Origin of the sequence: Olsenella profusa F0195, from assembly GCF_000468755.1 — a bacterium.
Lineage (GTDB): Bacteria > Actinomycetota > Coriobacteriia > Coriobacteriales > Atopobiaceae > Olsenella_F > Olsenella_F profusa.
On the sequence record NZ_AWEZ01000050.1, the window covers coordinates 54,157 to 73,719 of the forward strand.

At 64.2% G+C, this 19,563-nt stretch carries 16 protein-coding genes and 2 tRNA genes; 13 read left to right on the top strand and 5 right to left on the bottom strand.

Annotated elements, in window-relative coordinates; translation table 11 throughout:
- Positions 1–78: 78 nt before the first annotated feature.
- The 6 genes from HMPREF1316_RS07695 (at position 79) to HMPREF1316_RS07720 (ending at position 7,142) form a co-directional block, all read left to right on the top strand.
- A complete protein-coding gene (locus HMPREF1316_RS07695) occupies positions 79–2,703 on the top strand; it encodes a DUF6531 domain-containing protein (RefSeq protein ID WP_021726419.1) in 2,625 nt (874 codons plus the stop codon).
- Between the two features lie 1,160 nt (positions 2,704–3,863).
- Positions 3,864–5,207, top strand: coding sequence for an RHS repeat-associated core domain-containing protein (locus HMPREF1316_RS15090; RefSeq protein WP_415752644.1), 1,344 nt, complete (start codon positions 3,864–3,866; stop codon positions 5,205–5,207).
- 13 nt (positions 5,208–5,220) lie between these two features.
- Entirely contained in the window at positions 5,221–5,787 is a 567-nt protein-coding gene (locus tag HMPREF1316_RS07705) for a hypothetical protein (protein WP_021726378.1), read from the top strand.
- Between the two features lie 12 nt (positions 5,788–5,799).
- A complete protein-coding gene (locus tag HMPREF1316_RS07710; RefSeq protein ID WP_021726414.1) occupies positions 5,800–6,378 on the top strand; it encodes a hypothetical protein in 579 nt (192 codons plus the stop codon).
- 93 nt (positions 6,379–6,471) lie between these two features.
- Positions 6,472–6,756: a hypothetical protein gene (locus HMPREF1316_RS07715; protein WP_021726374.1), complete on the top strand. Its 285-nt coding sequence runs from the start codon at positions 6,472–6,474 to the stop codon at positions 6,754–6,756.
- A gap of 95 nt (positions 6,757–6,851) precedes the next feature.
- Positions 6,852–7,142: a hypothetical protein gene (locus HMPREF1316_RS07720; RefSeq protein WP_021726425.1), complete on the top strand. Its 291-nt coding sequence runs from the start codon at positions 6,852–6,854 to the stop codon at positions 7,140–7,142.
- Positions 7,143–7,161: 19 nt separating this feature from the next.
- Here HMPREF1316_RS07720 and HMPREF1316_RS07725 read toward each other — a convergent pair whose 3' ends face one another.
- The 5 genes from HMPREF1316_RS07725 to HMPREF1316_RS07745 form a co-directional block, all read right to left on the bottom strand.
- The gene (locus HMPREF1316_RS07725; RefSeq protein WP_021726396.1) at positions 7,162–7,995 is read right to left on the bottom strand and encodes an amino acid ABC transporter ATP-binding protein; all 834 of its coding nucleotides are present in this window, start codon (positions 7,993–7,995) and stop codon (positions 7,162–7,164) included.
- Positions 7,988–8,641, bottom strand: a complete 654-nt coding sequence (locus HMPREF1316_RS07730) for an amino acid ABC transporter permease (protein ID WP_021726429.1) — start codon at positions 8,639–8,641, stop codon at positions 7,988–7,990. The genes HMPREF1316_RS07725 and HMPREF1316_RS07730 overlap by 8 nt, the downstream gene beginning before the upstream one ends.
- A gap of 47 nt (positions 8,642–8,688) precedes the next feature.
- Positions 8,689–9,555: a transporter substrate-binding domain-containing protein gene (locus HMPREF1316_RS07735; protein ID WP_021726418.1), complete on the bottom strand. Its 867-nt coding sequence runs from the start codon at positions 9,553–9,555 to the stop codon at positions 8,689–8,691.
- 121 nt (positions 9,556–9,676) lie between these two features.
- A complete protein-coding gene (locus HMPREF1316_RS13280; RefSeq protein WP_156901032.1) occupies positions 9,677–10,453 on the bottom strand; it encodes a class B sortase in 777 nt (258 codons plus the stop codon).
- Positions 10,443–12,869, bottom strand: coding sequence for a VaFE repeat-containing surface-anchored protein (locus tag HMPREF1316_RS07745; protein WP_021726391.1), 2,427 nt, complete (start codon positions 12,867–12,869; stop codon positions 10,443–10,445). The genes HMPREF1316_RS13280 and HMPREF1316_RS07745 overlap by 11 nt, the downstream gene beginning before the upstream one ends.
- A gap of 346 nt (positions 12,870–13,215) precedes the next feature.
- On the opposite strand from HMPREF1316_RS07745, the gene HMPREF1316_RS07750 reads away from it, so the two are divergent.
- The 7 genes from HMPREF1316_RS07750 (at position 13,216) to HMPREF1316_RS07780 (ending at position 19,348) form a co-directional block, all read left to right on the top strand.
- A tRNA-His gene (locus HMPREF1316_RS07750) sits at positions 13,216–13,291 on the top strand.
- Between the two features lie 13 nt (positions 13,292–13,304).
- Positions 13,305–13,380 (top strand) — tRNA-Lys (locus HMPREF1316_RS07755).
- A gap of 202 nt (positions 13,381–13,582) precedes the next feature.
- Positions 13,583–15,067 carry a carbon starvation CstA family protein gene (locus HMPREF1316_RS07760; RefSeq protein WP_040651874.1) on the top strand — a complete coding sequence of 495 codons (1,485 nt, stop codon included), beginning with the start codon at positions 13,583–13,585 and terminating at the stop codon, positions 15,065–15,067.
- Between the two features lie 150 nt (positions 15,068–15,217).
- Entirely contained in the window at positions 15,218–16,231 is a 1,014-nt protein-coding gene (locus HMPREF1316_RS07765; RefSeq protein ID WP_021726377.1) for a hypothetical protein, read from the top strand.
- A 22-nt stretch (positions 16,232–16,253) separates the two neighbouring features.
- Positions 16,254–17,174: an AAA family ATPase gene (locus HMPREF1316_RS07770; protein WP_021726373.1), complete on the top strand. Its 921-nt coding sequence runs from the start codon at positions 16,254–16,256 to the stop codon at positions 17,172–17,174.
- A gap of 69 nt (positions 17,175–17,243) precedes the next feature.
- Entirely contained in the window at positions 17,244–19,049 is a 1,806-nt protein-coding gene (locus tag HMPREF1316_RS07775; RefSeq protein WP_021726399.1) for a hypothetical protein, read from the top strand.
- Positions 19,046–19,348 carry a hypothetical protein gene (locus tag HMPREF1316_RS07780; protein WP_021726411.1) on the top strand — a complete coding sequence of 101 codons (303 nt, stop codon included), beginning with the start codon at positions 19,046–19,048 and terminating at the stop codon, positions 19,346–19,348. The genes HMPREF1316_RS07775 and HMPREF1316_RS07780 overlap by 4 nt, the downstream gene beginning before the upstream one ends.
- The last annotated feature ends 215 nt before the right edge of the window (positions 19,349–19,563 follow it).

Sequence of the window (19,563 nt, forward strand, 5' to 3'; positions counted from 1 at the left end):
AGGGGCGCCATCTGTTTCTGCTATAATGCTGACCAATCCAGAACCATGTACGGGCCATCGATTCGAGCGGAGACCACCATGAGGGTTGACCCGTCCCAGCTCCAGTCCATCCTGGACTCCGACAAGACCAAGGCGCGACAGCAGGCCTATGCCTGCCAGGCACAGATCGATGCGGTGTACGACGTCGTCAAGTCGGATTCCAGGACCCAGGGGGCGGCGTATGACAGCGCCCGAGCCTACCTCTTGCGCGTGAAGCTTCCCGCCCTCCAATGCCAGTTCGTCTTTCTCGACACCCTCGTCGGAGACCTCGACTCGGACATCGCGGCGCTTGATGCGTTCGGTGGGGAGACGCTCGACTCCGAGGAGCTCGAGGCAAATATATCCCTGTACGATGGGCTCATCGACAGATTGTATAAGCAGCAACAGGAGCAGCAGAGCCTGCAGCGGGAGCAGTCCGCCGCGGGTCAGTCGACCGACGCGAGCCAGCGGTCGATCGAGTCGATCGAGCACCTTGCCCAAGTCTATGAGGGGGCCAGGGCCGAGCTGCAGAGGAAGCTCAAGGTTCTGTACGACTATACGGGCAACGGCTCCATCTACTCGGCATCCCAAGGCGAGGCGTCCCGCCTGAAGGAGGCGGGCGAGGCGCTGGGCCAGGTGGCCTATGACCCCCAGTCGCACACGTACGACCTCAGCAACGTGTCCGATGGCTCATGGAACAGCCAGGACATGCAGAGCAAGTACTGGCGGTCGGTCATCAACCTCATCCTCGACAACAAGGACGCACCGGCCTCCGTTCGCAAGTACGTCCTCAACGAGCTCAAGGGAACCAACGACAGCGCTCTCTTCGGGGGCGACCCCGTCAACCTCTCCACGGGAAACTTCATCCACCAGCGCGTCTTCCTGCGCATGGGTGGCCTGTTTCCGCTCTCGTTCTCGCTCTTCTACAACTCGGTGGACGAGGGGGACGCAACGATAGGAAAGGGGTGGAGCCAGAACCTTGGTCTGCACGTGCTGCGCCATGACTCGGGCATGGTGAGCGTCCGTATGGCGGATGGGCACGAGGCCCTCTTCTTTCCCGAGGGCGGCCAGTATGTCGGTGCCACCGTCGAGGGGTCGCTCACGCCTCGCGCGGAGGGCGGTTGGAGCTACACCGATGCGTTGGCAACGGAGTTCCTCTTTGACGCCGAGGGCACCCTCGTGCGGATGGTCGACGTGGACGGATCCGGGGCCGACCTTGCCTATGACGAGAGCGGTCTGCTCGAGCGCGTCGTGAGCGTGTCGGGCGAGCGGCTCGACTTCCACCATGAGGGAGGCCTCCTTGTGCGCGTCAGCGACGCCACGGGCAGATCCATTGGCCTGGAGCATGAGGGCGCCCTGCTCGTGGCCCTTACCGACGAGCTGGGACACACCAGGCGGTACGGCTATGACCATCTGGGAAGGATGGCCAGCCTCACGAACCCAAGGGGCGAGGTGACCCTCAGGAACGCGTATGACGAGCATGGACGCGTGGCGCGCCAGGCGTTCGCCAACGGTGCCGAGATCACCTATCGCTTCGACGAGTTGGGGCATGAGCTCACGCTCGTCGACCAGGAGGGCCACGAGAGCAGCTACGAGAGCGATGGGCTGTACCGGACGGTCGCGTACACCCGTCCCGACGGCACGGAGCGCTTCGAGTATGACCGGCGCAACCTCAAGACCGCCCACACGAGTAGGCTGGGGCACACGACACGCTTCCGGTATGACAGGGCCGGTCGGGTCCGCTCCATCACCAACGCTGCTGGTCAGACGCTTGCGTTCGAACGCAACGAGATGGGCCGTCCCCTGGAGGTCAGGCTCGACGGCAAGATGCTCGTACGGAACACCTTCGACGGACAGGGTCACCTCACCGTACGCGAGGACGCCCTGGGGAGGGCGGTGAGGCTCTCGTACGACGCGACGGGACGGCCCATCAGGCTGACCCAGCCGGACGGCAGCGTCGTGGTGCTGACGAGGGACGCGCGGGGCAACGTCACGCGCATCGAGGGAGACCCCGGCATCAGGGTCGACTATGCCTACGACGAGCTGGGCAGGGTGGTGGCGCGGACGAACGCCGACGGAGGCGTCACGCGCTACGAGTATGACGCGCGCGGCAAGGTCGTCCGGGTGACCAACGCGGTGGGCGACAGCCGTCACTACCGCTATGACGCCTGTGGCAACATGGTCGAGATGCGCGACTACGACGGGCTCTCCCTGAAGCGCTCCTACGACGCGTTCGGCCTGCTGCGCACCGCTACGGACAAGCAGGGTGGGACCTGCACCTTCGAGTACGACAGGCTCTGGCGGCTTGCCAGGGTCACCGACCCGCTCGGGGCATCGACCACCTATGCGTACGACCGGTTTGGACGGCTTGAGAGCGTGACGGACGCGCTCGGGGGATCCGTGCGCTACGAGTACGACGCGGATGACCGCTGCACGCAGGTGACCTATCAGAACGGGGCGCAGGCCCACTTCGATTACGATGGCCTGGGACGCGTGATACGGGTGAGGGACTGCTCCGATGCGGTGACGCACCTCACCTACAATCGCTTCGGCAGGTGGCGCAGGTCGTTGACCCCGTCGGCCATAGGCGTACGGCGGAGTTCGATGAGGTGGGGCAGCTCGTCGCCCTCACGGACGAGCTGGGGGCACGGACGCTCCTCGACTATGACGCCATGGGGCACGTGAGCGCCATCACCAACCCGCATGGCATGCGACAGGCCTATGAGTACCTGCCGGGCGGCCTCCTCGCCCGCACGCGCACCATGCGGGGCGTCACCTGGTCGTTCGCCTATGACGGGTGCGGTCGCCTGACAGGGCTGCGCCAGGAGGAGGGGGCGTCATGGTCCCTGACGCATGACCTGCTCGGGCGCGTGATCACGTCAACCGATGCCGTGGGCAACGAGACGTCCTACGCCTACGATGCGCTTGGGCACCCCGTCCGCGTCATGGACGCGGACGGATACGCGACCTCGTATGGCTACACGCCCACGGGCGCATTGCAGACCATCGGATATGCTGACGGCCGGACGGTCGACTTCGGCTATGACACGCTGGGTCGGCTGATTGATGTCGAGGACTGGCGTGGCTCCACGTCGATCGAGCGCGACGCGGTTGGGCGCATGGTCTCGGTGGAGGACTGCTCCGGCAGCGTGGTGCGCTACGAGCGGGATGTGGCCGGAGAGCTGACGGGCCTCGTGTACCCCGATGGGGGACGCGTGGGATACGAGTACGACGACCAGGGCAGGCTCACGCGCCTGAGCGCACGGCACGGCTCGGTCTCGTACGAGTACGACAACCTGTCACGTCTCGTGCGTTCCTGCACGTCCGATGGCCTCGAGACGCGCTATGCGCGCGACGCCGTGGGGCGCATGACGTCCATGGCGCACCTCGATGCCATCGGCGAGCTCATGCACCTGGGCCTTGGCTATGACGCCGAGGGAAACAAGGTGCGCAGGAGCGTACGGCACAGGAACCTGCCCGAGGGCGACGGCGAGCTTACCTATGCCTATGACGCCCTGAATCGCCTCGTTGGGGTCAATCGCGATGGCAGCCCCCTGCGCTCATATGGGTACGACGCGTTTGGTAACCGTGTATGGGACGAGCAGTTGGGTGAACATACCGACTACGTCTATGATGCGGCCGATCGTCTGCTTCACATGACGAGGGACGGCAGGACGACCGACTTCTCGTATGACGGGCGCGGCAACCTGCGTGTGGTCTCTGGGGGCGGGCATGACGAGCGCAGCTATGACTATGACGCCACCAACCGCCTCGTACGGGCGACCTCCCAGGGGGACGGCACACGCACCGTGCGGTACGCCTATGACGGTCTGGGCCAGCGCATCATGCAGAGCCTGGTTGATGAGCGTGATCCCGAGGGTGCACAGACGACAAGGTACGTGCACGACCTGTCGCGCGTGGGCAGGAACCTCTTGCAGAGGAGCGATGACTCTGGGTGCGAGTCCCTGGTGTGGAACGGCGCCCCCGTCGTCGCGTTCTCGGACTCCCGGACAAAGTGGTTCGCGTGCGACGAGCTAGGAAGCCCGCTCGAAGCGCTCTCGGCGGATGGTGGTTCGGTGGGTGCCGTTGGCTATGACGAGTTCGGCCAGGTGACGGGCGGTGATCCCTCGGCGCTCTCGGGCATCGGCTTCGCGGCCTATGGGCTGGATCCCGTAGCGGGCACGCTCTTTGCAGAGGCGCGCGAATACAGTCCACAGATGGGGCGATTTGTGTCGCGTGACCGGCATGCAAGCATGGGTGGGGTGCCGCAGACGCTGAACAAATATAGCTATTGCTGGAACTCCCCGCTGGGGTACGTGGATGTCAACGGCCTCTGGCCCACATGGCAGGATGTCTGTGATGGGGTTGAGTCAGTGACAGAGAGTGTCTTTGAGGGTGCCAATGAGGCATGGAATAACGTTTCGGAGCCTGTCAGGCAGGTCGTATCTGGTGTGTGCGCGAACGCCTTGCATGGATTGCGTGAGGTAGGGGAGTATGACTTCAAGGATGCGGCCGCTGATGTGGCTGCAAAGGTCGCACCCTTCTCTCCATGGGCTGCAGCGGGAATCTACGCTGCGGGCAATATGCCTTCTGCTGTCTTTGGCGTGAACGACATCAGTGACGTCGCTGCGGCCTTCACGCAATCACCCTTGGGCGAGCAGGCCCTCGATCTGGCCTCATTCAGCCGAGATGAGTATGGTGTCTATCATGCCAGGCAAGACTGTTGGCAGGCGCCCTTTGGCTACAATGATTTGTATGATGATGCGTTCAAGCAACTCACGTCGGCTCGACCAAAAAAGTTCGGTTTTACTGTTGATGGCACCAACTACACCCTCTGGCTCTGGAAGGGTGACTACTTCAACCTGGGGGCGGGGGCGGAGTCCGGCATCTACAGGGGTAACGGCTTCCACCAGCAGTCTGCCACCGACACGAACCTCTCCATGACGCTGAACCTGTATGACAAGGATGGCAACGTCATCTTCGTCTATGACCCAGGGCAGCCCAACTGGTGGACGACGGGCTTCAACCCGGATGTGCAGGATGCCCACCAGGAGGACCTCATCGCCTATGGCTCGGTGGACTTCTCTGCCAATCCGGAGCTGTGGGATGCGTTCTATGCGGAGCACTCTGGTGATCCTGGCTGGTGCTTCGACGAGGAGCGGAAGGTGGCGTACTATGCGTGGCAGTAGAAGGAAACGAGCTATGTCTTTACTCACCCTTGCCTTCTCGTCCCTACTCGTCCTCGCGGGCTGCAGGTCGCCCGAGGGCTACGGCCCGCGCTCCACGATGTCGGACGAGGACGCGTCGGCCACCTGCCTGGACGAGCTGTCCTCCCTCGTCGCCGACTCGGACGCCGACGGCCTCGTGGCGGCCTTCTCAGAGGGGGTGAGGTCAGCCAACCCGGGCCTCGCCGAACGGGCCAGCGAGCTCATGTCCACCATCGGCGGGGGCACGGTAGAGGACGGGCACCTCAACCAAAGCGAAGGCAGCATCGGCAGCGGGAGCATCTACGTCGTCAGCATCGCCACGGTGACGGCGCCGGATGGCTCGGTGTGGCAGCTGCGCGCCACGGACTGCACGTTCAACAAGGACGACCCCGCGAGGGTCGGCCTGCGCACGGTGGAGGTCATACCGAACTCGGTCCTAGAAGCCCCGCGGGGATTCTCCTGGTACGGCACGGACGACGAGCGGTGGCCGACCGGCATCCGCCTCATCACGAGCTGGGACGGCTGGGACCCCCACACCAGCCCGTACAGTCCTGACTGGTAGGGGGGTGACACCATGGCAATCGTCGTCCCCCGCAGGTCCCTCCTCTCTCTCCTCGTCCCGCTCGTCCTCGCGGGCTGCAGGTCGCCCGAGGGCTACGGCCCGCGCTCCACGATGTCGGACGAGGACGCGTCGGCCGCCTGCCTGGACGAGCTCTCCTCCCTCGTCGCCGACTCGGACGCGGACGGCCTCGTGGCGGCCTTCTCGGAGGAGGCGAGGTCGGCCGATTCCGACTTGGCAGCTAAGGCGACTGAGGTGATGTCGCTCATGGGCGGGGGCACCTTGGGCGATGGGGACTTCTGGTCGAGCCAGGGTAATGTGCGCACGGGGAGCATCTACATTATCAGCACGGCTACCGTGACGGCGCCGGATGGCACAAGGTGGCAGATGCACGTTACCGACTGCACCTTGAACCGCGATGACCCCTCGAAGGTCGGTCTGAAGTCCATCGAGGTTATACCGAACTCGGACTGGGATGCGCCTAAGGGGTTCGGTTGGTACAACGAAAGCGATGACTTCCCCGCCGGCATCCGCCTCATCACGAGCTGGGAGGGCTGGGACCCCCACACCAGCCCGTACGATCCCAACTGGTAGGAAGCCCTGTTCGTCAGGGGCAACGGAGCGAAGCATGGTACAGTCTAGCCATACGGGAGGGCTGTTCCTGATGCGCGACGAGAGGAGAGCGTGATGTCATCTTCGACCATAGCATCAAGCACGGATGCGGCTGGGGAGGCTGCTGACAGCCTCAAGGCTGGGCTTGATGCCTACCGTTCGTTCAAGCTCGGGTCTGCGACAGGCGTCGCGGACGGCACCCCGCCAACCACCCATGACTCGATCTCCGATGCGGCATCCTCGTACTGCACGGCCTATGCCAGCGCGATGGAACGTGATGCGGAGGCATTCAGGCAGGTGGGCATCTCGCTCAACGAGGCGGACGCTATGGCCGCCTCAGACATACAGAACGCCTCATGACGGCATACGATGCCTGGGATGGCGGGAGTTTCCACTCCCAGGGACCAACGTCACAGGCGGAGCCCAGGTTATCAGCCTCGATCGACAGGCGGCTGATGCGTCTGGAGGACGAGGAGTACTCCCTGAAAGGCAGGATACGGACCCTAGAGGACACCATGGAAGACGTCGATGCCTCGGTGAGGACGGTTGCCGAAAGGGTCTATGCCGGTGAGGACATGGGGCTGGATGCTTGGGGCGTGGACGAGATACAGCGCCTGCGCGCCTCCATCCTTGCGCACTGTGACGAACAGCGGGAGCTGTCCTACCAACGCCTGCGTGCCATCGACCATGAGCGCGAGGCGCTGTACGACCAAAGGCGCAACGCCTGTCTGCGGGAGCGCCCCTGAGACGCCCTCGCCCGTCTCGCTAGTCCGCGGACCTCGAGAGGAAGGCCTGCGTGCGCTCGTCCTGCGGGTGCCCGATGACCTGCTCGGGCGTGCCCTGCTCCACGATCTGCCCGTCGATGAGGAAGCACACGCGGTCGGACACCTCGCGTGCGAAGCCCATCTCGTGCGTCACGATGCCCACGGCCATGCCGTCCGCCGCAAGCTCGCGGATGAGGGCGTGCATGTCCTCTGTGAGCTTGGGGTCGAGTGCCGAGGTGGCCTCGTCGAAGTAGATGATCTGCGGACTCATGCAGAGGGCGCGCGCGATGGCGACGCGCTGCTGCTGGCCGCCCGAGAGCTGGTCGGGAACCTTGTCCGCATGCTCCGTGAGACCCAGGCGCTCGAGCAGCCGACGTGCCTGGTCCTCCACCTCCTCCTGGGGGCGTCCCTGTACGGTGACGGGAGCATCCATGACGTTGCGCAGCACCGTCCAGTGGGGGAAGAGGTTGAAGCTCTGGAAGACGATACCAAAGCGCATGCGCGCGTCGCGCATGGCGGCCTTGCTGTAGATGGCCCTGCCGCTCGCCTCTCCCTCGGGTTGCGCCACCGTGATGCTGCCATAGGTGAGCTGCCCCTCGTCAAAGCGGTCGAGCAGGGTGAGGCAGCGCAGCAGCGTGGACTTGCCGGCACCGGAGGGGCCGATGATGGACACCACCTCGCCCTTGTCGATGAGCAGGTCGATGCCTGTGAGCACCTCCCTCGCGCCGAACGACTTTCGTGCCTTGCGCAGGTAGACGGCGGGAAGTCCCATGAAGGTGGCGTAGCTCGTGTCGGGGCGCGGAAGGTTGAGCGGCGATTTGGCGTGCTTAGTCATGGTAGTAGCTCATTCTCTTCTCGATGAGGTACATGACGAGCTCGATGAGCAGACAGGTCACCCAGTAGATGACGGCGGCGATGGCGAAGGGCACCATGGAACGCTGTGACGAGACGAGAGCCTTGCTCTGGGCGAACATCTCGGCGATGCCGATGGAGAAGGCAAGTGACGTGTCCTTGACGAGGGTGACGATCTCGTTGCCCATGGCGGGGAGCACGCGCTTGACCACCTGGGGCAGGATGATGCGGAAGAAGGTCTGCCTCGGCGTGTAGCCAAGGACCTCTGCGGCCTCGTACTGTCCCGTGGGCATGCTCTGGATGCCGGAGCGATAGATCTCGGCAAAGTAGGCGGCATAGTTGATCACAAAGGCTATGAGCACGGCCGTGAGGATATAGCCGTTGCCCAGCTGCAGGCCCATCATGGTGGTGGGGATGAAGAACACCGCAAACATCTGCAGCATGAGCGGCGTGCCACGCAGCAGTGAGATGACGAGCCGGCAGACGAGCGAGAGGGGACGGAAGCGCGAGAGCCTGCCCACCGCGATGAGCACGCCCAGAGGGATGGATCCCACGAGGGTGACGGCAAAGATCTGGAGTGACGTGAGGTAGCTCGAGAGGAGCATGCCCAACATGGTGGAGAAGTCCACGAGCCCCCTCCTTGGGATGACGGGTCGCTTGAGGCGGGAATGGCGGGCTATGCCTTAGGGAGCACCCACAGGTCATACGAGATGCCCTGGTCGGCATACGTGTCACAGAGCTGCTTGACGGTACCGTCCGCATCGAGGGCCTGGAGGTCCCTCTCGACGGCGGCGGCCAGCGCCTTGCCGGTGTCCGTCTTGGCGAAGCCCACGCCAAAGTGCTCGGAGCTGAGGTACTCGTCCAGGATGCGATAGGAGTCACCCTTGCCACCCATGTTGTACAGGGCCACGGGGTAGTCCACGGCGATGGCATCCACGGAGCCGTTGTCCAGCATCATGAAGGCGGTGTTGTACTCGCCGATGGTCTGGAGCTGGGCGAACGAGGCACCGAGCTCCGCCTGAGCCCCATCGGTGGTGAGCAGGTCGTAGGCGGCGGAGTCGGCCTGGGTGATGACGTTCCTTCCGGCGAGGTCCGAGAGGGCGTCGATGTCGGAGTCGGCACGCACCACGATGACCTGGCGGTTCTCCATATAAGGGTTCGTGAAGGTGTAGCCGTCCTTGCGTCCCTCGATGGTGAAGCCGTTCCAGATGCAGGTGATCTGCCCGCCGCTGAGCAGGGCGTCCTTGGCATCCCAGGAAATGGCGCTGGGCGTGTAGGTCCATCCCTCCCTCTGGCAGACCGCCTGGGCGAGGTTGAGGTCGAAGCCCGTGTACTGCCCATCGTCCCCCACGTAGCCATAGGGTGGGAAGTCCTGGTCGAAGCCGACGATGAAGGTGCCGTCGAAGCCGTCGACACTGGAGGAGCCCGTCGTGTTGGCCTGCTGGGCGCCGCCGCAGGCCGTGAGGCTCATGAGGGCTGGGGCGACAGCGGCGAGTGCGGACGCCTTGACGAGCTGCCTGCGGCTCAGGATGCGAATGGACACGGTCGTCTCCCTTGGTTGTCGTGCTCGATGGTGGCGTGGCCCGGCATGATGACGGGCCGGATGCTTTAGCGCGCTACAGTGAGGGTAGACGGTACGTGCTGACCCATCAAGGCCCCTGGGGTTACGTGTTGATTTCCCCGCAGGTGGATGAGGTGTCCTCCACAAACAGGACGAGCGTGCGCCAGCCCTGTCCCGGGAGGTCCGAGCTGCAGGTGACGAGCGTGAGGCAGCGCGTCGCACCGCGTGCCACGCGTTCCCAGTCCGGCACCGCGGCAGAGGATCGCTGCGCGATGTCGTAAAGCCATGTCCTCAGGTGGTCCTGATCCTGCCAGGAGAAGACCTGTATGGGAGCATAGTCCTCGCGTACGCGCAGCGCGCACAGCGGCATGAAGTGGCGGGCTCGTGCGCTCGGCTCGTACCAGTCTGCCCCCGAGGCACAGAGGCGTTCGAACTCCCCCTGCCGCCAGCAATGATAGAGCGGAGAGAACATGCCGCCCGTGACTCCCAGGTGATGGCCATAGACCAGGAGGTGCTGGGGGCATTCCGTTGTGGCCTCCCAACAGCGCCAGTCGATGAACGGCGTTCCTGCGGGAGAGTCCTTGCCGTTGATGTCGTGTGAGAGGTAGTAGGTGGGATCGCCCTGTCCTCCCTGGGCAACGGGGAGACTCATGCCTGCCGAGTCCACGGTGAGCCAGGCCTGTGCGCCTGGTGCGATCTGAGGCATCCGCCCCAGGTTAATGGAGCCGTCGGGTTCCCTCACGGCGTCCTGCATACGCTCGATTGCCGTGAGCGCCCCGAGGCTCTCGAAGAGCATGCCGCATCCCACCAGGGCGCAGCATGCTCCCAGACACATGATCAGTACGAGTGCGGTGCGTCGGCGGCCCACGCTAGCGTTCACCCCAGCGCCCTCCACGAACGTCCATCAGGGGTCGATGCCCGCGACGGGGCGCGACATGGGTGCGCTGCGTGTTCACGTGGGCAAGCCGTGCGCCGGCCACGGCGAGCACCGCGCACCCGATGCCGATGAGGGCGATGCCCCGAGGCGTCACGCCCGTCTGGGGAAGGATGCCCGCGGGGGTCGTCGGCTGCTCGCGTACCCGCACCGACTGTCCCTCGTCATCGATGTCCGCGTGCGCCGCCACCTCCGTGTCGTCCTGCGAGAGGTTCTCGTACACGACCACGCGTGATCCCTGTTTGAGGGAGGAGCCATCAAACGTGAACGTGACATCGACGCTGCCCGTGTGCTCCATGGGTGTGAAGTCCGTGCTGGCATGGACCTCGTTTCCCTGGGCATCCGTGAGGGGCGCTCCCGTGGAGGCGTCCATGAGCGTTCCGTCGAGATGATAGGCCGTGCCCGGAGTGAGGCCGCGATAGCTGATGGTGTCCGTGATGGTGACGGATGCCAGCGGGTCGATCACCTTGCCGCCATCTGTCGCGGTGGCCTCGGTCTCTATGTGGGGAGCCTCCTCGTCCGTGATGGAGCCAAGGTCGACGGCGGTGTTGTGGCCGCTTGCATCCGGTTTGACATCGATTGTGAAGGTGACGAGCTGGTACCCCTCGTTTGATGACGCGGGCAGCTCCTGCACCGTGTAGCTGCCGTAGGGGAGGGCGGCAAGCCCCTCCCTCTCTGTGTCCGGGGCGTTCGCGTCGCCTGCAAACCAGAGGCCGCGCATGCCATCGAGCCTGTTTTCGTCCAGGGACAGCTGTGAGAGGTCGGCAACGACGTTCCCCTGGTCGTCCGTCGAGTACGTGAGGCCTGACACCGCCTCGTCATTGGCGTTGTCGCGCGTACCCTGGGCAAAGGTGGCGCTGTCAAACTGGCCCTTGGCGTCGGTCACGATGACATGCGACTCGGGCGTCCCACCGTCCGGCCATGCCTGCGCGGTGATGAGGAAGGGGACGTTCGCAAGTGGCGCCTGACTGTCTGCTGCAACCTTCTGGAAGCGCAGGTCCTGCCGCGCCACCTGATCGACGCAGGTGACGTCGGTCGTCGCCGTGCCCGTTGGGGTGCCGACGAGACGAAAGGTCGCCGTGCCCCCATCCTGCACGACCTCGGCCTGGATGGGCTCATCGAGCATGAGGTAGCCCTCGGGAGCCTTGGTCTCTCGGATGGTGTAGGTGCCGAGGGGGAGTATGCAGGCTCCCGAGTCGTCCCGGTAGGGCTCCCCCCTCATCAGGCTGTCCGCATCCGTGAGGTCCGCTATGCCCTCCTTGTTGGTGTGCATCACCCACGTGCGCAGGGGCGCGTCGCCTGCGCCTGTGGTACCGTGGTACTCGATGGTGAATTCTGCGCCGTCGAGGCGTGCGCCACCCAGGGGCAGCGCGGCGTCCGTCTCGGCGTCATGCTTGTGTATGCGCAGAGCCCCCGTGGCATACAGGGGCGCGTCTGTCACACCCTGCCTGCCGTTGACCAGGGTCGTTGCATCCTCCGTGACATCGACGGCATAGGTGGTGCCGTCCTCGTGGTAGCCGGTCGGCGCCTTTGTCTCGCGCACGTAGTAGCGTCCCGGGGCCAAGATTGCCTCGTCGCTGACGCCATGGGCGTCAAGGGCGAGTGTGGCCACCTGCTGTGCGCAGCCCTCGTCACGATAGATGCCATATTCGGCATCCTTGACGCTGTAGCTGGCGTTGTCATCCGTGAGGGCTGGCAGTGCGGAAGCCTTGACGAGACGGAGCGTGCCGTTGCGAACCGTCCAGAACTGCGCGCTCTCCTGCGTGCCGTCCGTCTTGGCAAAGCGAATGCCATAGGTGGAGACCGGATCGTTCATGTGGTCACTCACGTAGTCGTTGACCTCGTCATAGGAAAGCGAGAGTCCAAAGCGCTGGGGGAGCAGCGTGTCCATGTAGGAGCGCAGCGAGGTCTTACCGTCGTCTCCCACATGGTCTGGTCCGTCCGAGACGCAACATACCCACGCCTGGGTGTAGCGTCGGCTGGCGTAGTCCCATATCTTGTCTGCCCCCAGTGCCTGGTCGATGTACGAGATGCCCAGTGCGGCGCGGCGCACGTCCCTGGTGGTCCAGGTGCCACCGCCATTCTTGGGCGATCCTTCGAGGGGCACGCCCGTTGCCGTGCCCTGGAGATGCTTGGAGTCGGGTTCGATGCACCAGGCGCGCCACCCCACCTCCTCCACGCGCCCCGTAGTTGCGTTTCCCGCATCGTCGCTCGTCAAGGTGTAGGTGCGGCCATAGTAGCCGCCCGAGACAAAGGGGTTGTTGGGGTCTTCCGCCTCGCTGGCACGGGCGATGGTGGCACCCAGTGCCAGCACGCCAAGCAGGATGAGCAGCGACATGGCCAGAATTGCCACTGCCTTCATGCGGTCCGTCCGTGGTCGTGTGACTCGTGTTGTTCGCATCTCGTGCCCCTTCTCGCGATGTGGAGGTTGCCGTATGGGCAGCCATGGCGTGGGGAGCATTGTTGGCCCCGCAGGGGGTCCAGGGGAAGAGAATCCCTGTGGTTATCAGTGAGCTGCGGGCGTCGTTCTTGCAGATAGCAAGTGACTTGCAGCTGTCTGCGGCGTGAGATGGGCCAGTTGGCATGGTTGCGCGGCACGTGGCATGCCCCGTGCCCCATGCATGCGTTGCAAGAAATTTGAGAATGACCCTTGCATAGTGCGGGTGGATTGGGCATCATAGTCAAACGCGTTACGAGGTGGGCGTATGGTGGGTGTAGCTCAGTTGGCAGAGCGACGGACCGTGGCTCCGTAGGTCGAGGGTTCGAGCCCCTCTACCCACCCCATTTCAACGTCGACGGGTCGTTAGCTCAGATGGCAGAGCAGGGGACTCTTAATCCCAAGGTCGAGGGTTCGACCCCCTCACGACCCACCATCGCATCTTCGAGGCCGGACGGTGTAGTCTGGCCTTTTCCCTTTTTGTGGCATGCCTTGCCGTTAGGTCTGCGTCCGCCGACAGAATTTATCGGATCTCGGTTCCCTCCAGCATCCAAAGGTCGGTGCGCAAAGGGTTATAGTGGAACTGCACAAAAAGGCACATGTGCATGTACTGTCTCATGTCTGGGGGGAGCGGCGCAATGATTAGCTTTGTCGTATGCCTCGTGGTGCTTGTCGTGGGGTACTTCACCTATGGTAGGTTCGTGGACAACGTGCTTGGTCCCGATGATCGAGACACGCCTGCCGTCACGATCAACGATGGTGTCGATTACGTCGTCATGCCGCAGTGGAAGCTCTTCTTGGTCGAGCTCCTCAACATCGCGGGCCTGGGACCGATCTTCGGTGCCATGCAGGGCGCGCTGTGGGGTCCCATCGTGTTCCTTTGGATCACCTTTGGCACGCTCTTTGCCGGCGGCGTCCACGACTACATATCCGGCATGCTCTCCGAGCGCAACAACGGCCAGTCGATCTCCGAGGTGACGGGCACGTACCTCGGTCTCACCATGAAGAACATCATGCGCGTCTTCTCGGTCGTGCTGCTGGTCATGGTCGGCACGGTCTTCGCGGTCGGGCCCGCCGGTCTGCTCGTCGAGATGGTCGATCCCCAGGGCACGGGCGCCGCTGGTGCGTTCTCCGCCACCACCACCTGGCTTGCCATCATCCTCGCCTACTACTTCGTTGCGACCTTCATCTCCATCGACAAGATCATCGGCAGGATCTACCCGGCGTTCGGCATCTGCCTGATCCTGATGGCCATCGGCGTTGCCATTGGCATGCCCCTCAATGGCTACGCGACTCCCGAGATCTGGGATCACCTCTACAGCATGCATCCAGAGGCCACGCCGGTCTGGTCCTTCATGTTCATAACGGTCGCCTGTGGCGCCATCTCGGGATTCCACTCCACGCAGGCCCCGCTGATGGCACGCTGCATGAAGAGCGAACGTCAAGGCCGCTTCGTGTTCTACGGCGCCATGGTGGCCGAGGGCGTCATCGCCTTGGTGTGGGCGGCGGCGGGATGCTCGCTCTACGAGGTGACTGGCGGTCTCAACATGGGCCTCGCCGAGGTGCTCAAGAGCGGCCAGTCCGCGGCCATCTACGACGTCTGCATCAGGACCATGGGCAGCGTCGGTGTCATCCTAGCCATGCTCGGCGTCGTGGTGTGCCCCATCACCTCCGGCGACACGGCCTTCAGGAGCGCGAGGCTCACGCTTGCCGACTGGCTCAAGCTCGACCAGGAGAGGATGGTCGACCGTCTGAAGCTCTGCATCCCCGTCCTGGGCGTAGGGGCGTTCCTCGGCTTTGGCAACACGCTGGGGTTCCTCTCCTACACCGTCATCTGGCGCTACTTCTCCTGGACGAACCAGACGCTAGCCATGATCGTCCTGTGGGCCGGAGCGGTGTACCTCCTCAAGGAGAGGAAGAACTTCTGGATCTGCGTGGTCCCTGCGATCTTCATGAGCGCGGTCTCCGCAACGTACTTCTGCATGGCTCCCGAGTGCCTGGGCATGATTCCTGCGCTGGCGAACAACACGGCGGTTGCCTATCCGGTCGGCGTCATCGTCGCACTTCTCTTCTTCGGGCTGTTCTGGAGAGCGACGCACAAGCGTGAGGCGACTGTGGCATAGGCATGCTCAGACGTGGGAGCGTCCGGGGCCAAGGAGGCAGGGCCCAGGCAACGGCATAGGCTAGGCGGGGCGGTCCATGTTCACGGAGGCATGATCCGCCCCGTTTCTTCATAAAGGTACGCGGCAGTTGGACGTGGAGGGACGCGAGGCATGATGCTAGGTGCGCCCAAGGCACTGGGACATACGACGCTGGACCCACAGACGCTGGCAGAGGACCTCAGGGGGTGCCAGAAGGTCGGCCCCTGTGGCATCGGGCATCGGGCCCTCTACCTGAACAGCTTCTATTTCAGCAGACGCTACTACGTTCCCTTCGAGGACCTGCGGAGGTGCTTCAAGCGTATCGCGATGAGCAGGGGCGGCTTCTCGGGCAAGGGGATATTTGGCTCCCTGCCATACCTGGTCGTGGAGCTCTCGGACGGGCGCGAGAAGCAATGCAACTTCAAGCATGAGGATCAGGTGGACAGGTTCCTTGCGATCATGCAGGAGAGGCACCCCAGGATTCCCGTGCACTCCAAGGACGCCGAGAGGAGGCTGCGGGAGGCTGAACGGAAGGAGGAGGCCCGTTATGTCAGGCATCTCTCGGCCGAGGCGAGCGCTGCGGTGGATGACCTGAGACGTGCCCAGCGCTTCCTTGACCAGAGGCCTGAGATTGGCGAGCATCTCTCTGCCGCGGCGAGGAGGAAGCGCTCCGTGGATGGCGTGAAGCGGTCGAACATGGTCCTTGCCCTCGCGATTCTCATCGGAGCGCTCGTTGCGGTTGCGGCCGGTATCTTCGGCCTTGTGTCGGGCGACCGCGGCTGGTCCGTCTACCTCCTGCTGTTTGGCGTCGCCTTTGCGCTCTTCACGTTGGCGTCAGGGGTGGTGCCCACCGTGCGGCACAACAGGAGGACCGTGCAGGCGGAGTGGGACGATGCGGTGGCCGAGGCCCGGGAGTACGTCAGTGGCTACCCCTCGTTCCCGCTCCCCGCGGCCTACGCCCATCCCATCGTGATCGAGCGCATGATACGCATCATTCGCGAGGGCAGGGCCAGGGACGTCGGGGAGGCGTTCGAGGCGATGAAGCAGGAGCTGAGACGGCTCGACCACACGCAGACGGTGACCCAGCGGGAATACGACGAGATCGTGGCGGTGAAGCCGATGTTCATGGTCATGGACTACCACTAGGGTGCGTCAGAGGGGTGAGCGTATGCGCAAGATACTCGAATTCTTGCAGTCTGAGGGAGTCTCGGGCGAGCTTCTCGATGGCATCAGGGCATTTCGCCAGGAGGGGGACGTCTCCGAGGAGCTGGCGGGTCGTGTCCCCCGCCTAGGCCAGTACTACCTGGGAACGGAGGTGTGGGAGCGCGCGATAGCGGCCGTCCTCTGTGGTAAGAACCTCTTGCTTGCCGGCCCAAAGGCGACGGGAAAGAACGTGCTGGCGGAGAGCCTCGCCCAGGCCTTCGGTAGGCCGGTGTGGAACATCTCCTTCCACATCGGGGCGGATGCCGCCTCTCTCGTGGGCACGGACACGTACGACGGCCAGCGCGTGGTGTTTCGTCCCGGCCCCGTGACACTGTGCGCGCGGCACGGGGGCTTTGGCGTGTTCGATGAGATCAACATGGCCCGTAACGAGGCCATGGCGGTGCTGCACTCCGTTCTGGACTTCAGGAGGGTCCTGGACGTCCCGGGCTACGACATGGTCAGGCTCGATCCGCGCACGCGCTTCATCGCGACCATGAACTACGACTACGCCGGCACCCGGGAGCTCAACGAGGCCCTGGCCTCGCGCTTCGTGGTGCTGGACATGCCCCTCATCTCCGAGGGCGACCTCGACCGCCTCTTCGGGGAGAGCTTCCCCGACCTGAGGTCTGAGGCGCGCTCGCAGTTCGTCGCGCTCTTCTTCGAGCTCGATCGCAAGGCGACGAGCGCCGAGGTGTCGGGAAAGGCGGCGGACCTGAGGGGGCTTTTGGACGCCGTGGACCTGATGCGCCGTGGTGTCACGGCAGGCACGGCCCTCGCCATGTGCATCTCGAACAAGACCTTCGATCCCTACGAGAGGGGGCTCGTCCAAGACGTCATTGACGCCAGGATAGACCCCACGCAACGGGGCGCAGACCTGTTCGCATAGATGGGGGATGTCCCGCGCAGGAACCAGCGGCCAGCGGGCCGTGACCCGTCCTTTCCCTGAGGAAAAGCGATGATCAAGAAGCACTATGCCGGCATGCAGCGTCGGGCGGAGAACATCATATGGAACGCCGCGGGAAGCTACGACTTCGACCCACCCTTCATGGCCTTTCTCGAGAACGGGCGTCCCGACCTGTACTTCGACATGGTCATCGGCCTCTGCGTCCGCTGGCTCGACATCGATCGCCTGACGACGTTCCTTGACGTCGTGGTCGGGCTTCGCCGTGGCAACGAGCTCTGCGACATGCTCTGGCTTGGGATTGAGAACTGCGTCTACGAGAAGGAGCTTGCCAGCCGCCCGGTCCTCTCGGACCTTCGCGCACGCAGGGCGCAGGAGTTCTTCAAGGGCAGGCAGACGCTGTCCAGGCAGCAGATGATGCTGCAGTCCATGGCCGTCTACAACCAGCAGCAGGCCAGATGGGCGCATGTCCTGGGAAGGAGGGGCGAGCATCTCTCGCCCCGTGAGCAGGCCCTTGCCAAGGCGTTGGAGTTTTCGGGGTCCCTGGACACGGACGCGGCGATTGCCTCCATGACGCGGGTACTGAGGGAGTACTTCCACTGTACGGTCTCCCCCGAAGGGACCGGGTTCCTGCACCAGAGCAGGGTGCGGGGCCTGCGCAGCCGGCTTCTCAAGGGCCTGCTGCGTCGGGAGACGCAGGTGACGGACACGCTGATCGTTCGCAGTGGCACCAGCGAGGGGGATGTCGAGGGAAGTGCCCAGCTGGCACATCCGGCGGGGGCGAGGAGCCTGCGCCGGATGGAGGCAGATCTCGCCTACGTCAGGCAGACGCTCGGCGAGCGTGCGATTCCGGAACTGGATCTGAGAAGGCTGGAGAACGAGCTCTGCGTCGGCGTGAACGGGGAGTGCCGGCTGTGGGTGACCAAGGGGGTCACCATGGCGCATGGGGTCGAGGGGAGCCTGAATCGTGGCGGGGACGACAGGGACAAGGCCCTCGGTGCCAGCGACAGGCGCGACAGGGAGCGGGTTCTCAGGGATTGCCTCCGGCAGTCCGATCGCAACCATGCATGGGTAAACGCGCACAAGATCCTGCTCTCCTCCTCCATCAAGAGGCTCTCGGCACGGCTCGACGAGGTGCTCTCCAGTGCCGAGCGGGCTCTGCCCGAGAGGGGGCGAAGAGGGGCGCTTGACGCCCCGGTGGCGTGGAGGCTGCCAGTTCTGGGAGACACCAAGGTGTTCCTGCGCACCGGTGAGGAGACGGAGCGTTCCGTCACCGTTGACCTTCTGCTCGATGCCTCGGCATCGAGGCTGAACTATCAGGAGCAACTGGCCGCAGAGGCCTATGTCATCGCCAAGAGCTTCTCCTCCTGTCGGGTGCCGGTCCAGGTCGAGACCTTCCGGTCGATTCGCGGCTACACGGTCCTGCAGGTCCTGAAGGACCGCGACAGCAAGGACTGTGATCGCATCTTCGACTACTTCGCTGGCGGCTGGAACCGAGACGGGCTTGGGCTGCGCCTGGCAGGCAGCCTCCTTCCGCATGAGGATGACGCGGCGCTTCGCCTGCTGCTGGTGTTGACGGACGCCTCCCCCAATGACTCTGTGGGCATGGCATCCGATGGAAGCTCCATCCTCGCGCGGGGCTACCAGGGAAGGGCCGCGGTCCTGGATGCCAAGGACGCCGTGGGGGAGCTGCGCGACCAGGGCGTCAGGGTGGCGGCTGTGTTTTTGGGGCCGACCCTGTACCTGGAGAGCCTGCATACCATATACGAAAGGCAGTGCGTTAGGATTCACAGGATAGAGCAGCTGGACGAGGCCGTCAGCGACCTCATGGAGCTGGTTCTGAGGGATGAGCGGAGATGAGGGGCATGCCCTTTGGTGCGGGTCGCGAGGTCACGATCTACAAGACGCACGACATGCTGGAAAGGGACCTGTTCGCGAAGAAGCTCGCACAGGCTGGGATCTGGCACCAGACGAGAAGCTCCGAGATGGCCAGGAACACGGCGAGCTTTGGCAGCAACTTCGTGGACGTCCAGCGCTTTGCGGGAGACAGGGCGGCGGACAACCGCCTCTACTGCATCGATGTCCGCTCCAGGGACGAGGGGCGGGCGAAGGACCTGTTGGGCCCTCGGTGCAGGGTCATGGAGACGGGCCTGATCTGACGCCACCTGGGCCCACCGTCTCGTCGACAGGTGGCATATGCCCCGATGACTCGAGGCCAGCACTTCACCGCCTGCATGTCTTACGCCGTTGCCGTCACGCCGTCAAAGCTCACCGAGGCAACCTGGGACGGGTCTATGATGCGGTCAAAGAACGAACCCGTCTGGCATATGGTCCTCCCGTCCGCCTCCTGTGAGCTGCCCGCGCCGCAGGGGAT